The 14,994-nt window shown below is 67.8% G+C and carries 13 protein-coding genes and 1 tRNA gene; 5 read left to right on the plus strand and 9 right to left on the minus strand.

Going from position 1 to position 14,994, the window contains the following annotated elements; genetic code table 11:
• Positions 1 to 89 precede the first annotated feature (89 nt).
• From LC062_RS15550 to tsaD, 3 genes are read right to left on the minus strand one after another with little or no spacing between them, the layout of a single operon-like run.
• Positions 90 to 1,091, minus strand: coding sequence for an NAD(P)H-dependent glycerol-3-phosphate dehydrogenase (locus tag LC062_RS15550; protein WP_224911946.1), 1,002 nt, complete (start codon positions 1,089 to 1,091; stop codon positions 90 to 92).
• Positions 1,088 to 1,600 carry an NUDIX hydrolase gene (locus tag LC062_RS15555; protein WP_224911947.1) on the minus strand — a complete coding sequence of 171 codons (513 nt, stop codon included), beginning with the start codon at positions 1,598 to 1,600 and terminating at the stop codon, positions 1,088 to 1,090. Before LC062_RS15555 ends, LC062_RS15550 begins: the two co-directional genes overlap by 4 nt.
• Entirely contained in the window at positions 1,600 to 2,724 is a 1,125-nt protein-coding gene (gene tsaD / locus LC062_RS15560) for a tRNA (adenosine(37)-N6)-threonylcarbamoyltransferase complex transferase subunit TsaD (RefSeq protein ID WP_224911992.1), read from the minus strand. The genes LC062_RS15555 and tsaD overlap by 1 nt, the downstream gene beginning before the upstream one ends.
• 87 nt (positions 2,725 to 2,811) lie before the next feature.
• Between tsaD and hemC the strand changes: the two genes are divergently transcribed.
• From hemC to LC062_RS15585, 5 genes are all read left to right on the plus strand, one after another.
• On the plus strand, positions 2,812 to 3,801 hold the full coding sequence (hemC, locus tag LC062_RS15565) for a hydroxymethylbilane synthase (RefSeq protein WP_263625718.1): 990 nt from the start codon (positions 2,812 to 2,814) through the stop codon (positions 3,799 to 3,801).
• A 4-nt stretch (positions 3,802 to 3,805) separates the two neighbouring features.
• Positions 3,806 to 4,513: a uroporphyrinogen-III synthase gene (locus LC062_RS15570; RefSeq protein ID WP_224911948.1), complete on the plus strand. Its 708-nt coding sequence runs from the start codon at positions 3,806 to 3,808 to the stop codon at positions 4,511 to 4,513.
• A gap of 104 nt (positions 4,514 to 4,617) precedes the next feature.
• On the plus strand, positions 4,618 to 6,519 hold the full coding sequence (locus LC062_RS15575; RefSeq protein ID WP_224911949.1) for a COG4223 family protein: 1,902 nt from the start codon (positions 4,618 to 4,620) through the stop codon (positions 6,517 to 6,519).
• A gap of 115 nt (positions 6,520 to 6,634) precedes the next feature.
• The gene (locus LC062_RS15580) at positions 6,635 to 8,467 is read left to right on the plus strand and encodes a heme biosynthesis protein HemY (RefSeq protein WP_224911950.1); all 1,833 of its coding nucleotides are present in this window, start codon (positions 6,635 to 6,637) and stop codon (positions 8,465 to 8,467) included.
• A gap of 204 nt (positions 8,468 to 8,671) precedes the next feature.
• Positions 8,672 to 8,747 (plus strand) — tRNA-Thr (locus LC062_RS15585).
• A 221-nt stretch (positions 8,748 to 8,968) separates the two neighbouring features.
• Here LC062_RS15585 and LC062_RS15590 read toward each other — a convergent pair.
• From LC062_RS15590 to LC062_RS15615, 6 genes are all read right to left on the minus strand, one after another.
• Positions 8,969 to 9,484: a hypothetical protein gene (locus tag LC062_RS15590; protein ID WP_224911951.1), complete on the minus strand. Its 516-nt coding sequence runs from the start codon at positions 9,482 to 9,484 to the stop codon at positions 8,969 to 8,971.
• A gap of 68 nt (positions 9,485 to 9,552) precedes the next feature.
• On the minus strand, positions 9,553 to 11,403 hold the full coding sequence (locus LC062_RS15595) for a DUF294 nucleotidyltransferase-like domain-containing protein (protein WP_224911952.1): 1,851 nt from the start codon (positions 11,401 to 11,403) through the stop codon (positions 9,553 to 9,555).
• Positions 11,404 to 11,503: 100 nt separating this feature from the next.
• Positions 11,504 to 13,291 (minus strand): sodium:solute symporter family protein, encoded by a 1,788-nt coding sequence (locus tag LC062_RS15600; RefSeq protein ID WP_224911953.1) that lies wholly within the window; start codon positions 13,289 to 13,291, stop codon positions 11,504 to 11,506.
• A 16-nt stretch (positions 13,292 to 13,307) separates the two neighbouring features.
• On the minus strand, positions 13,308 to 13,805 hold the full coding sequence (locus LC062_RS21655) for a DUF4212 domain-containing protein (RefSeq protein WP_224911954.1): 498 nt from the start codon (positions 13,803 to 13,805) through the stop codon (positions 13,308 to 13,310).
• Positions 13,806 to 13,940: 135 nt separating this feature from the next.
• Positions 13,941 to 14,384 carry a MarR family winged helix-turn-helix transcriptional regulator gene (locus tag LC062_RS15610; protein WP_224911955.1) on the minus strand — a complete coding sequence of 148 codons (444 nt, stop codon included), beginning with the start codon at positions 14,382 to 14,384 and terminating at the stop codon, positions 13,941 to 13,943.
• Positions 14,381 to 14,872 carry a flavin reductase family protein gene (locus LC062_RS15615; RefSeq protein WP_224911956.1) on the minus strand — a complete coding sequence of 164 codons (492 nt, stop codon included), beginning with the start codon at positions 14,870 to 14,872 and terminating at the stop codon, positions 14,381 to 14,383. Before LC062_RS15615 ends, LC062_RS15610 begins: the two co-directional genes overlap by 4 nt.
• Between the last annotated feature and the right edge of the window lie 122 nt (positions 14,873 to 14,994).

Here is a 14,994-nt window from a genome sequence, read left to right on the forward strand (position 1 = left end):
CGGTTTGTCTGGGACGCCGGATCGGCGATCGCCGCTGGCGGGAAGGATAGACGGAACGGCGCGGTCTTCAAGATGGGGAAACGGGCCGATCAGGTCTCGCGCCGGAGCGGCCGGGTCATCAGCCGGGTCAGCGCATCGTCAAGGTCGAGCTCGCCCGCCAGCACCGACGCCACCGCCTCGCAGATCGGCAGGTCGACGCTTGTCTTGCGGCCAAGCGCCACGGCGACGGGGGCGGAAAAGACCCCTTCGGCCAGCTTCTGCCCCTTCTCGGTCAGCGAGGCGACCGTCGCCCCTTCGCCGAGCGCAATGCCGAAGGCGAAATTGCGCGATTGCGGCGAGGCGCAGGTCAGCACCAGATCGCCGAGGCCGGAAAGGCCGGTCAGCGTCTCGGGCCGGGCGCCAAGGGCAAGGCCGAGGCGGGTCAGCTCGGCAAAGCCGCGCGCGGTCAGCGCGGCAAGGGCGCTCGCCCCCCATTTCTTGCCGGCGACGGCGCCGCAGGCGATGGCCAGGACATTCTTCAGCGCCCCGCCGATCTGCACCCCGACAATGTCGGTGGCCGCGTAGGGGCGGAACTGCGGGCTGGCGAGGGCCTGGGACAGGGCGTCGGCGAGGGCGCCATCGGCGGCGGCGACGGTAACCGCAGTCGGTAGGCCGGCGGCAACGTCGGTGGCAAAACTCGGCCCGGAGAGGATCGCCGGGCGGGCCGCTTTGAGCGTTTCGGCAAGCACGTCGGTCAGCAGGAGGCCGCTGTCGCGTTCGATGCCCTTGGCGCAGAGCACCACCGGGGTTGCCGGGGCGAGCAGCGGGGAAAGAGCCGCGGCCATCGTCCGGGTGGTCTGCGCCGGGGTGACCAAGAGCACCGCATCGGCGCCGCTGACGGCTTCGGCAAGATCGGAGGTGGCGGGAAGGCGCGGGGTCAAGGTCAGGCCGGGCAGATAGGCCGGGTTCTCGCCGCGCGCGTTGAGCGCGGCAACGGTGGCCGGATCGCGTGCCCACAGCACGGTGTCGCGGCCGGCGCGGGCGGCGACGAGGGCAAGCGCCGTTCCCCAGGCGCCGCCGCCCAGAACGGCAATCCGCCGGATCTCGCTCATGCGCCGGCTCCGAGCCGGTCCCACAGCGTCGGCAACGGGGCATGAAAGCCGGTGAAGAACCGGGTGGGGAGCGAGGCGGCGGCCTCGGCGATGTCCAGCCAGAACAGTTCGAAGCGGATCGGGTCGCCGCCGGCGGAGGGGCTCATCTCGAAATGCTCCCAGGAGTGATGCGGCTTTTGCGGCGCGCGGGCATGATAGAGCCGGCGTAGATGCACATCCCGCCCCTGGTCGTTGTCAAACAGCACGGTCTGCTCGGCGATGGGCTCCAGCGCGTGCGGCAGACCAAGGCCGGTTTCCTCGGAAAACTCGCGCAAGGCCGCCTGCAGGTGGCTTTCGCCCGGATCGACGGTGCCGCCGGGGACCTGGAGCCCGACATAGGGCTGGTCCGGCTGGCGGAAGACCAGAAGATCCCGGCCCACGGTCAGGTAGACATAGGCCTTGTGCTTGATCCGGTCGATCCGCTCCGGCATGGCGGTGACGACGACACCTTCAAGGAAGCGGGCATCCATCAGGCTTTCGCTCCCTTGCGGCCGGAGCCCAGGAGGGCGGCGGCATTGGCGTCGAGCGGCCAGCGCGGGCGTGGCGGCACGGCGCGGTCGTCGATGCTCTCGCCCCGGGCGGCAGCGTCGCGCAGCCGTTCGATCCCGGCCCAGGCGATCATCGCCGCGTTGTCGGTGCACAGCCGCGCCGGCGGGGCGGCAAGCCGGGCGCCGGCCTCACCGACCATCTGCGACAGGCGCTGGCGGATCGCACCATTGGCGGCAACGCCGCCGGCGACCACCAGCACGGGCGGGGTGCCGGGGTACGCCTCGGAAAACAGCGCCAGCGCCCGTCGGCTCTTCTCGCCGATGACATCGGCAACCGCGCTCTGGAAGGCGGCGCACAGGTCGGCGACATCGGCCGGGGACAGCGGCGCGGCCGCATGAGCGGCGGTGCGCACGGCGGTTTTCAAGCCGGCAAAGGACATGTCGATCCCGGGCCGGTCGAGCATCGGCCGGGGCAGGGCAAAGCGGGTCGGATCGGCCGAGTTGCCGGCGGCCTGTTCCACCGCCGGTCCGCCCGGATAGGCAAGGCCCAGCAGCTTGGCGGTCTTGTCGAAGGCCTCGCCCACCGCATCATCGATGGTCGAGCCGAGGCGGCGGTAGGTGCCGACCCCTTCCACCAGCAGAAACTGGGTGTGCCCGCCGGAAACCAGCAGCAACAGATAGGGGAACGCCAGATCCTCGGTCAGCCGGGCGGTGAGGGCATGGCCCTCCAGATGGTTCACCGCCACCAGCGGCTTGCCGGCGGCCATGGCCACCGCCTTGGCGGTCATCAGGCCGACGATCACGCCGCCGATCAGCCCGGGGCCGGCGGTGGCGGCGATGGCGTCGAGGTCGTCCCAGCCGGTGCCGGCCTCGCTCATGGCGCTCTGGACGATCCGGTCCAGCAGGCTGATATGGGCGCGGGCGGCGATTTCCGGCACGACGCCACCAAATGCCGCATGTTCACTTGCCTGCGAGCGTATGATGTTGGACAACACATGGGCGCGGCCGTCGGCGTCAAGACGCACCACGGCGGCCGCGGTTTCATCGCAGCTCGTCTCGATGCCGAGCACGGTCAGTGGCGCCGGGGCGCTCGATCGGGATATCATGCCGGCCGCATCGGCCGACGACAGGTCAGGGCTTATCATTCCACTCCGCCTACCGGACATCACCGCCTAACACCAGGAACGATCTCCTTGCAAACAAAACAATCCGGGCACACGCAACAATCCGGGCAGCCGGACGCAGGCGACCAGGCCTGGCCCGCCGGCCGCATCCTTCGAATCGGCACGCGCGGCAGCGCGCTGGCGCTGGCTCAGGCGCATGAAACCCGCGCCCGGCTGATGGCCGCCCATGGCTTGAGCGAAGAGGCGTTCGAGATCGTCGTCATCAAGACCTCCGGCGACCGCATTCTCGACCGGCCGCTGTCGGAGGCCGGCGGCAAGGGGCTGTTCACCAAGGAGCTGGAAAACGCCATGCTGGCGGGCGAGATCGACATCGCCGTCCATTCCTCCAAGGACATGCCCACGGTGCTGCCCGATGGGCTGGAGCTGGTCGCCTTCCTGCCGCGTGAGGATGTGCGCGACGCCTTCATCTCGCCCAAGGCGGCGCGGCTGCAGGATCTGCCGCAAGGGGCGGTGGTCGGTTCGTCGAGCCTGCGCCGTCAGGCGATGATCAAGCGCCTCAGGCCGGATATCGAAGTGGTAATGTATCGCGGCAACGTGCAGCGGCGGCTGGAAAAGCTGGCCGAGGGCGTGGTTGATGCCACCCTGCTGGCCAATGCCGGATTGCGCCGGCTTGGCATGGCCCACGTGATCACCTCGGTGATCGAGACCTCGGAGTTCCTGCCGGCGGTCGGACAGGGGGCGATCTGCATCGAGGCGCGGGGCGACGATCAGGCAGTGCGGGCGTTTCTGGCGCCGATCCATCACCGGGAGACGGAAATCTGCCTTGCCGCCGAGCGGGCGTTCCTGTTCGAGCTGGATGGCTCCTGCCGCACGCCGATCGGCGGGCTGGCGCGGCTTGAGGGCGACACCCTGTCGTTTCGCGGGCTGATCCTGTCGCCGGACGGGCGCGAGGCGCATGAGACCGAGCGCGAGGGGCCGGCGGCGCAGGCGGCGGCCCTTGGCCAGGATGCGGGCGCGGAGCTGAAACGGCGCGGCGGACCGAATTTCTTCAAGGTCTGACCCGGTGACGCGCGTGCTCGTCACCCGTCCGGAACCTGCCGCCTCGCGGACGGCGGAGTTGTTGCGCCGTCATGGCCACGAGCCTGTCGTCGCGCCGCTGTTCAAGCCGGTCGATCTGGATGTGGACGACTGGCCGGAGCCTGAGGGGCTCGGGGCGCTGGCGGTGACCAGTGCGCGGGCGATCACCGCCATGGAGGCGCATCCCATCTGGCCACGGCTGGCTGCCTTGCCAGTGTTCGCGGTCGGTCCGGCCTGCGGCGCGGCGGCCCGTGCCGCCGGCTGTTCGCGGGTAACGGTTGCCGGTGGTACCATGGACACGCTGGCCGAAACGATTGTCGAGGGGCGACCGGCACGGCCGGTGCTCTATCTTGCCGGGCGGCATCGCTCGGGCGATCTGTGCGGCGCGTTGGCGCAGTCGGGTATCGGCTGCGGCATGCGTGAGGTCTATGCCATGGAACGGGCCGGCGACCCGCCTGCCATGGTGCGGGCGGCGCTCACATCGGGTGCGCTGCGGCATCTGCTGGTGTATTCGCGGCGGGGCGGGCAGGCGCTGGCGGATGTGCTGGGGCGCCTCGACCGGCCGCCTCCGCCCTTGCGGGTCTACGCGTTGTCGGAGAATGCGGGGGACCCGCTGCGGCCATTCGGCACATTGGCGGTTGCCGAAAACCCGAGCGAGGCGGCGTTGATCGCGCTTTTTGACGCTGCATGTTAAGCAGGGTTTGTTTTGCGCTGCGAAACCGGCGATCCTGAAGGCAGGGCCGGGGCGGGCGAGGATGGACAGCGGGCGCTGAGCGCCCGGGAAGGGAGAGACAGTCGATGGCTGCTGACAGCAAGAAGCCGGATTCCAAGGGCGCGAGCGGCAAGGAAAAGCCCGGGGCTGCCTCGGCTTCGGGCCGCAAACCTGTCACGATCGACCTGGAGGCGAGGGAAGTGAAGGGTGGCGCGACGCCCAAGACCGCTTCCGGCTCCGCGACGGCTGCCGGTGCCGCGCGCGGCGGATCGGTTTCCGCCCAAAGCAAAACGCCGGATCAGGGCAAGCCTGCGTCCGAGGCCCCCAGTCCAAAGGCCCCCAGTCAGGCGGCAGCCAGTCAGACGACCTCCGGCAAAGCCGCTTCGGAAAAGCCGGCGAGCGACAAGCCGGCAGCGGCAAAACCGACGGGCGCTCAGGCCTCGGCACAGGCCGCTTCGGCGAAACCGGCTGCGACCGCCGGGCAATCCGCCGCGACCGCTTCGGCGGCCAGTGCCAGCGGTGCTACTGCGAAACCGGCCTCTGGTCCTTCCGCTTCTGGCGCCGCTGCCTCCGGCACGACCTCCTCGCCCCCAGGGGATGCGGGTACGGCGCGAACCGAAACGCCGAAGGACGACAAGAGCGCATCCGCCGCCGCAAAACCGGCATCCTCAGGTGCTGCGCCGGCAAAGGAGCCGGTCACGGCAGAGCCGGCGGCACGGCAATTCGGCAGTGGGATCGGCGGGCTTCTGATTGCCGCGCTTGCCGGCGGCGCGGTGGCGCTTGGCGGTGCCTACGGGCTGCAGCGGGGCGGATATCTGCCGCTGCCATCCGGCCCGGCCGGACAGGAGATGCAGGCGGAGGTCGCGGCCACGCAAAGCCGTGTTGCCGGGCTTGAGGATCGGCTTGCGGAGCTGGCCAAGGGCGGGGACACCGGCGCGGCGCTGACCGCGCTGACGAGCCGGGTTGCCGCGCTTGAAACCGCGCTGAAGGCGGCGGAAGGCGCCGGTGCGCAGGAGGTTGCCGCGCGGGTGGCCGACGTCGAGGCGGGCCTTGGCGAATTGCGCCGCTTCGTCTCCTCCGGCGGCGCCGGCGAGACCGCCGCGCTGGCCAGCCTGCAGGAAAGCCAGGCGGCAATGGACAAGACCCTTGGCGCGGTGAGCAAGAGCCTTGGCGAACAGGGCGAGCGGATCGGGGCGCTGGCAACCAGCGTCGAGCCGCTGAGCGCGCGCCTCGACCAGACCGGCGGCGCGCTCGCCGGACTGACGCAGACGGTGACGGAACTTGGCGAGAAGACCGCCACGCTCGGCACCAAGCTGGAAGAACGGGCCGGCGAGATGGCCAGTCTTGTCGCCCGTGTCACCACTTTGGGTGATCAGGCGGGCGCGGCGCGTGAGGCGATCAGCGAACGGCTTGCCACGTTGGAGGGCCGGTTCACGCCGCTGGAAGAGCAGCTTGGCGGCATCGGCGCGCGGGAAACCGCCGCCCGCGCCATCGCCGTGTCGACGCTGAAGGCGACCCTCGATCAGGGCAAGCCCTTCGAGACCGAGCTTGCCGCCGTCGCCTCGGCCCTGCCGAAGGACACCGACCTCGGCGCCCTGCGCGCGGTGGCCAAAACCGGTGTTGCGACCCGGCAGGCGCTGCTTAGCGAGTTCCCGGCGGTGGCGCGGGCGATGACGGCGCGGCTCGACCAGCCGGCGGAGGGCGATTTCGTCGACAGCTTCCTGTCCAACGCCCGCTCGCTGGTGTCCATCCGGCAGCCGGGCGAGAGCGATGCGGCAACGCCGCAGGGCGCGCTGGGCCGCATGGAGGCGCGGGTCGCCCGGGGCGATCTGACCGGGGCGCTGGAAGCCTATGACAGCCTGCCGGAAAACGTTCGGGCGGCTGGTGCCGACTGGGCTGCGGCGGCGCGGGCGCGGCTTGCCGCCGACCGGCTGGTGGATCAGGTGACCGGGGAGGTGCTGTCCTCCCTGTCTGGATCCGGAGGCTAAGGGAATGCGAAAGGCAGGCGTTGCTGCCGTGCCCAAGATATGTCCGGTGTGCGCCGGATCACCCGGGACACGGCGCGTGCCGGGCGGTCGGTGACCTCAGGGGGAGAACAAGGCCATGATACGTGTACTGATTTTCATTGCCCTGGTGTTTGCCGCGGCGCTTGGTCTCGCCTGGGTGGCGGACCGCCCCGGCATGTTGACCCTGGACTGGCAGGGCTACCGGATCGAAACCGGTCTGATGACCGCGGCGGTGGCGCTGGTGGCGTTCGTGGCGCTGGCGATCATCGCCTGGAACGTGGTGCTGGTCATCCTGCGCTCGCCCGATCTTCTCGGTCGGTTCTGGCGCCGCCGGCGCAAGGACCGCGGCTATGCCGCCTTGTCGAAGGGCATGCTGGCGCTGGGTGTTGGTGATGCGGCGGCCGCGACTCGCCATGGCGGCGAAGCGGCCAAGCTCTTGAAGGGCGATCCGGCCAGCGCCTTGCTGCTGGCGCAGACCGCACAGCTCGCCGGTCGTCATGACGAGGCGCGGGCTCGGTTCGAGAAGATGCTGGAGGATCCGGCACTGCGTCCGGTCGGCCTGCACGGGCTTTACGTGGAGGCGGAGCGGCTCGACGAGCCGGTGGCGGCGCGGCACTACGCGGAAGAGGCGGCAGCGCTGGTGCCCGGTCTCGACTGGGCCGGGCGCGCGGTGCTTGGCTACCAGGCGGTGGCCGGCGACTGGGCCGATGCGATCAAGACGCTGGAAAAGAACTACGCGGCCAAGCTGATCGACAAGAAGACCTTCCGCCGGCACAAGGCGGTGCTGCTCACTGCCCATGCGCTGGAGCAGGAAGACCGGGATCCGGATGGCGCGCGGGCGCTGGCCAACGAGGCGGCGGGCCTCGCTCCGGGGCTGGTTCCGGCGGCCGTTCTGGCGGCGCGGCTGGCCACCCGGCGCGGCGATATCCGCAAGGCGCTGAAGGTGGTCGAGGCGGCCTGGAAGGTGACGCCGCATCCGGAGCTGGCCGAGGCCTATGCCCATGCGCGCACCGGCGATTCGGCGCAGGACCGGCTGAAGCGGGTCAAGGCGCTGGCGGCGCTGCGGGCGCATAGCACGGAAGGGACGTTGGCGCTGGCCCGGGCGGCAATCGAGGCGGGCGATTTCGCCCTGGCCCGGACCCAGCTCAAGGGCGCGCTGCGCAATGCGCCGACCCAGCGGGCCTTCCTGATGATGGCCGACCTGGAGGAAAAGGAACACGGCGATCGCGGCCGGGTGCGCGAATGGCTGGCCCGGGCGGTGCGGGCGCCGGCGGATCCCATGTGGGTCACGGAGGGCGCCGTGAGCGAGACCTGGGCGCCGGTGTCGCCGGTGGATGGGCGGCTCGATGCGTTCGAATGGACCACGCCGCCGGCAACGCTCGACCATCACGGTGACGCGCTGGAGGCGATTGACGACGCGCTCCTGGAAGCACTGCCCGAGCCGGTCCGTGGGGCAGAAGATGATGCGCTGGTGATCCTGCCGTCGACGCCAACGGAGGCGGAAGACGCGACCTCCGGTGATGCGGAAGTGCCTGCCGTGACGTCCGCACCGCAGCCCGAGCGCGCCGCTGCAAAGGCAGAAAAGCCTGAGGCGGAGGCGGCGAAACCCGCCGAGGCCAAGCCCACGGCGGGCGATGCTTCGCCTGCGAAGACCGAGGCGCCGCAGCGCATGGAGCCCGCGCCGGAGAAGAAGGCGGCGACCGGCGATGGCGCGGCGAGGGTAGGGGACGCGGCGAAGCCCGCGCCGGAGTCCGGGACGGGCAAGGCAGCGCCGGCGAAGGGGCCGGGCTCGGTCGCCGATGTGATTGCCGGCGGCGACGCCTCGCGGCCAATCGAGTTTCCGCTGAAGCACATGCCGGACGATCCCGGGCCCGAGGGGGACGAGGATGACGAGGCGCCGCGCAAGCCGGGGTTCCGCTTCTTCAACTGACGGGCGGCCCGGGGCCCGGGTGCCTTTTCGGCGGCGGGTGAAAACCGGTGAGGTCTGGCGCAAAACCCTCTTGCGCCGGGCCGCCCGGTCCGCTATCAAGCGGCCACCTCGGTCGTTCTTCGCGTGCGGGACCAATCTGGTTTGCGGGCGATGATTTTGAATGATGAGGGAAACATACGGGGCCTTGATGCCCCGGTTTGGTGCGCCGGTGTAGCTCAGTTGGTAGAGCACGTCATTCGTAATGATGGGGTCGGCGGTTCGAGTCCGTTCACCGGCACCACTTCCCCTGAAAATCCTTTCAGAACAGCCCGTTACCGTCAGACCTACCCATGGGCGTCTCACCGGCGGCTCATGCCGCCGTCTCGGCGTCATTGAGGGCGAGAGATCGTCCCGGTGAGCGGCCGTTCTCGCTTGTTTCCAGTTTCTGGCGGCAATCGCCCGGCCCGATGTCCATGCGGCGTAGGGCGCCTCAGAAAAGAGCGGTGTTTCGCCCGCTGGTGCTCAGGCACCCCCACAGACGGCGGCGGTGGCCGGATCGCCGGCCACCGGCTCCCAGGCGTTCTCGGGCAGGCTGACCGGGTCGACGGTCTCATTCGGCATCAGGTCGATGCGCCGCTGACCCTCGCAATCGTAAACCTGTCGCAGCTCGCGCGGGGGCATCAGCCGGGTGAACAGATGCAGGTTTACCTGGCGATAGCGGGCGGCCTTGGCATTGGTCTGGACGCTGCCGAGATCGACAGCGGCGAAGCGGTTGATGCGCGGCACCAGATAGGTCCAGGGCTGCAGCAGGTTCGAGGTCTCGTAGGTCTGGGTCACCGTGAAGCTGTCGGGCAGCTCCTGCGCGGTGCGGCTGAACCAGGTGTATTCCGACCAGATGGTGAAGGTGATCATGGCGATGGCGGCGGCGAAGGGGGCGATCCAGCCCGGCATCCGCCGGCCGGTGGTGCGATTGATGATGATGAATGTGCCGGCAACGGCGATACCGAGGACAAAGGTGCCGATCAGGGTAAAAATCATGCTGTGTGCCGTCTTTCGTGGTTGTTCGCCGGTGTCGGGATGCAGTGCGGGGCTTGGGGGCCGTGCGGTCAGCTCAGCGCGGCGTGACCGTAGCTGATGGCCGACTGCATGGTCTTGATCACGCCGAATGCATCCCGGAGATGGTTGCGCTCCAGCTCCGACAGGCTGTTCGGAGCCATGAAGTTATCCGGTTTCTGGCCGGCGCGCACTTGCCGCGCCTGATGGGCAAGGCGGATGTTGCAGATCAGGTCATAGGCGTCGAGAAGATCGCTGCCGCCGGAGGGGCTGAGCACGGGGGTGTCGCGCGCCGCGATCAGCCGGTCGCGGGTGTTGACCGGTTCCAGACCCGCCTGCAACGCATAAAGCCGGGCAAGGTCGACGATCGGCACGACGCCGGAGTGTTTCAGATCGACGGTGTGCTTGTGCTCGCCCGAGCGGATCAGGGCAAAACCCCGGAACAGACTGAGCGGCGGGGTGTGCTTCAGGGAATTGGCGGTCATGTGGGCGCGAAAGATCGAGTTGCGCCGGGCCTTGTCCAGGGTGGCGCGGTGCATGCCGGCAAAAAGGCTTTCCTCGCCATGGATCGGCCGCAGATCGAACATGACGCTGGCCAGCATCTGCGCCATGGGATCGGGGCGGGCGATCCAGCCGTCGAAATAGCCCTTCCAGACCGACACCGGCTGCCGCCAGCGCGGATTGGTCGCCATCATGTCGCCGGGGCAATAATAGTAGCCGCAGGCGTCGAGCCCGTCGCTGACGGAGCGGGCAAAACCGGCAAACCATGCGTCATGCTCTTCGGGAACGAAGGCGTCGTCGAGGATCAGGCAATTGTCCTGATCGGATACGCCGGTCTGCTCGCTGCGTCCCTGCGAGCCGCAGGCAAGCCAGAGATAGGGCACCGGCGGCGGGCCGAGATCGGCCTCGGCCAGCTGGATCAGCCGGCGGGTCAGCGCATCGGTGACACTGGTGATCAGCTGGCCGATCCGATGCGCCTCGACGCCGAGGCCGACGAGCTTGGCAAGCAGGCGCGGGACCGTGCCAACGACGGCGGCAAGGTCGGCGATCTCGGTCAGACCGCCGATGTCGGAAATGATCGCCACCGCCGACAGGGACTGACGCTGGATGAGGTTGGTGCGGGTCAGGATGCCGACGGGCCGGCCGTCATCGACGACCGGCAGATGGCCGATGCCGTGCGAGCTCATCGCCAGCAGCGCTTCGAACAGCAAGGCCCCCGGGGCCAGGGACAGGGCGTTGGGGGTGATCACTTCGCCGATCGGTAGCTGCGGATCGCGGCCCTCGGCAAGCACTCGGGTTGTGAGGTCGCTGGTGGTCAGGATGCCGTCGAGGTGGTTCTTGGTACCGACCAGCACACAGGAGATGCCCCGGTCGCGCATCACTTCCGCCGCGGCCCTGGCGCTGGTGCTTGCCGGCAGGATCACCGGCGCGGGGGTCATCACATCGCGGATCTCGGCGAGCCCCAGGGCGGCGCCGTTGTCGGGGTTCGCGGCGGGCTGGCGCTGGGGCGTGTTGCGCAGCCGGTCGAAATAGGCTCCGAAGGAGGGGTGTCGCTCCAGCAACTGGCGAAACACGGTGACCGGAAGGCGCAGGATGGTGGTGTCGCTTTCCGCAACCGCCCGATGGGCGGACCGGCCGTTGCGCAAGAGGCTGCGGGCGGCGAAGATCTCGCCGGGCATGGAGCGGGAAATCAATCGCCCTTCGGGAGAATAAAGGTCGACCACACCGTCAAGAACGATGTGCAGCGCGTCCAGCGGAGCGTCGATGCCGAGGATCTCGGCGTCCGCCGGATAGCTCTGCGGATCGAGCAGGCCGGAGAGGGTGTCCAGCGCTGAGGCGGGCAGAAGGTCGAATGGGTGATGGCGGGAAATGAAGCTGTGCAGCGCGGCCGGGTCTGCGGTCATGAATGCGCCTTTCGCCGGAAAGCGGATCGGGCGGGCCGGTCCGGGAGGGGCGAACCCCGCCCATGGGCGGGGTTCAGGCTTGTCACGGTGACCGACGGCCTTAATGGTCGACGGCGGCCCCGGCTCCGGAGGGCACGCGAATGCTCTCCACCAGTTCCTGGATCTCCCGCGGCGGGGCTTCCGACGCATTGGAGACGAAATAGGCAACGGCGAAGTTGATGATCGCGCCAACCGCACCGAAGGCCTCCGGCGAGATGCCGAGCAGCCAGTTGGATGCATTGTTGGGCAGCATATTGGTTCCCGGAATGAAGAACCAGCCCTTGTAGATGAAGATGTAGACCACGGTGATGATCAGGCCCGACAGCATGCCGGCGATCGCCCCCCTGGAGTTCATCCGCTTGGAGAAGATGCCCAGCATCAGCACCGGGAACAGGGACGCGGCGGCGATACCGAAGGCCAGTGCCACCACCTGTGCCGCGAAGCCCGGCGGGTTGAGCCCGAGATAGGCGGCAATCACGATCGCCACGGCCATGGACAGACGGGCTGCCAGAAGCTCTCCCTTTTCCGAAATGTTCGGATTGTAGATGCTCTTGATCAGATCGTGCGACACGGCCGAGGAAATGGCCATCAGCAGGCCGGCCGCAGTGGACAGCGCCGCGGCAAGGCCGCCGGCCGCCACCAGGGCGATCACCCAGTTGGGCAGGTTGGCGATTTCCGGATTGGCAAGCACCATGATGTCCCGGTCGACGGTCACCATTTCGTTGCCCTTCCAGCCGAACTCGGCCGCCTTGGCGTTAAAGGCCTCGTTCTTGTCGTTGTAGTACTGAATCCGGCCGTCGCCGTTCTTGTCCTCGAACTTGAGAAGACCGGTGGTCTCCCAGCTCTTGAACCAGCGCGGGCGCTCGTCATAGGCAAGGTTGCCATCCGGAGCGCCGATCTCGCCGGTCTGGATGGTGTTCATCAGGTTGAGCCGCGCCATCGCACCGACGCCCGGAGCGGTGGTGTAGAGCAGGGCGATGAAAACGAGCGCCCAGCCGGCCGACCAGCGTGCATCGGCTACCTTCGGCACCGTGAAGAAGCGGATGATCACATGCGGCAGCCCGGCGGTGCCGATCATCAGCGACAGGGTGAAGAGGGTCATGTTGAGGACACTGAGTGGATCGCCGCTTTGGGCTGTGTACTCATTGAACCCCAGATCGGTCACCACCTGGTCAAGCGTGGCGAGAAGCGGCTGGCCGCTGCCCACGTGATCGGAGAACAGGCCGATCTGCGGCAGGGCATTGCCGGTCAGGGCCAGCGAGATGAAGATCGCCGGAACGGTGTAGGCGAGGATCAGCACGCAATACTGCGCCACCTGGGTGTAGGTGATGCCCTTCATGCCGCCAAGCACGGCGTAGATGAAGACGATGCCGGTGCCGATCAGGAGACCGGTGGAGGCATCCACCTCAAGGAAGCGCGAGAAGGCAACGCCGACGCCCTTCATCTGGCCGATCACATAGGTGATCGAGGCGACGATCAGGCAGATCACCGCGACGATACGGGCGGTCTGCGAGTAGAAGCGGTCGCCGATGAATTCCGGCACGGTGTATTTGCCGAACTTGCGCAGATAGGGCGCAAGCAGCATCGCCAGCAGCACATAGCCGCCGGTCCAGCCCATCAGGTAGAGCGAGGCGCCATAGCCGTTGAAGGCGATGATGCCGGCCATGGAGATGAAGGAGGCGGCCGACATCCAGTCCGCCGCGGTGGCCATGCCGTTGGTGACCGGGTGAACGCCGCGGCCGGCGGCATAGAATTCGCTCGTCGATCCGGCACGTGCCCAGATGGCGATGCCGATGTACAGCGCGAAGGACGCGCCGACGACGATATATGTAAGTGTCTTGAGATCCATCGAATTTCCTCCCGGTCTACTCTTCGACGCCGTACTTCTTGTCCATGGCGTTCATGCGCCAGGCATAGAAGAAGATCAGGAACAGGAAGACGTAGATCGATCCCTGCTGGGCAAACCAGAATCCGAGATCGCTGCCGCCAATCTTGATCGAGGTCAGGAGGGGCCGGAACAGGATGCCCAGGCCAAACGAGACAAACGCCCAGACGATCAGGCAGTTCCGGATCAGGCGTACATTGGCCTTCCAATAGGCTTGGCCGGAGTCACTTTCGCTGCTCATGCAATTTCCTCCACTTTGTTCTTTCCGTTCGCGCGGGGGAAAGGGCATCTGCATGGTTTGCGGCGACTGGGCCGGAGGGAGCGCTGCCGCCGCCTTCCGCAGGTCCCGATCCGCCCGACGCAATCGGCGCTCCTCTCGCCATGCGTCACCGCCCTTTTCCACACGTGCCGATTGATGGATCCGCTCCGCTCGACCGGCCGGCAATGGACCGTGCAAATGCCGCAAGGTCATCACCATGATCTCGACAATACAGGCAAGTCAGGGGCGGGCGAACCGCGACATTCGGGTAATACGGTGGTGGCAAGAGGACCAAGAGTCGCGGAGGGGCGAGCGGAGAGAAATCCGTTCAGGCAATTGAATAGTCACGAAAAACTACTTCTTGGCCGGGGCGCGGTCGATCAGCCGGGTCAGGGCCGTGCGCAGGGTGTCGATTTCCTCGATGCCGATGGCCGCGATCAACCGGTCCTGGTGTTCCTGGGCGCGCGCAATCAGCTCATCCACCCGGGCTTCTCCTTGCGGAGTGAGCGCAACCCAGGCCCGGCGCCGGTCGTCCGGGTCGGTGGTGCGGGTGAGGAGCTGTTGGCCGACCAGCTTGTCGACGGTCTTGCTGATCGCCGGCTGGTTGGCAAGGCAACGGCTGGCAAGCTCGCCGATGGTCAGCCCGTCGGTTCCCTTCAGGGAGGCGAGCACCCGCCAGACGGCGACGGAGACCCCGCTGGCGCGGACCTGGTCGTGAAACTCGGCACTGGCAACGCTGGAAGCGCGGGCCAGCAGGTAGAGCAGATAGCCGTCGACGAACCGGTGCTGGGTGCTCATGAACTGGAAATACCGTAATGCGGTGTTGCATAGCGGCCGCCATGATAGATCAGCGGTTCGCGATCGGCGTGGTCGAAGGCCTCGACCTGCCCGAGAAACACCACGTGGTCGCCTCCGTCCACCCGGGTGCTGTTGCGGCATTCGAACACGGCGGTGACGCCGGCCAGCACCGGCACGCCGCAGGCGCCCATCTGCCAGTCGACCCTTTCGAAGCGGTCCTGCTCCGGACGGGCGAAGCGGTTCGACAGGCCGGTCTGGTCGGAGGCGAGAATGTTGATCGCGTAGTGGCCGGCCCCTTCGAAGGTGGCCATATTGCGTGAGGTGCGGGCAAGGCTCCACAGCACCATCGGCGGATCGAGCGAGACCGAGTTGAAGGAATTGGCGGTCAACCCCACCGGCCGACCAGAAGCGTCGACAGTGGTGACGATCGTCACCCCGGTGACGAAACGGCCCAATGCGTTGCGCAGGCTGCGGTGGTCGGTCGACATCGCCATCCGGATCCTCGAGTTCGTTCAGAGTTCAAAATATTCCTTTTCATATAATAATGATATTGCTACGATCCGCAAAATTCTTTTTGCATCCTGCGTGGAATGGGGGTTCTGCGTAACAT

Source organism: Stappia indica (genome assembly GCF_020177335.1).
GTDB lineage: Bacteria > Pseudomonadota > Alphaproteobacteria > Rhizobiales > Stappiaceae > Stappia > Stappia indica_B.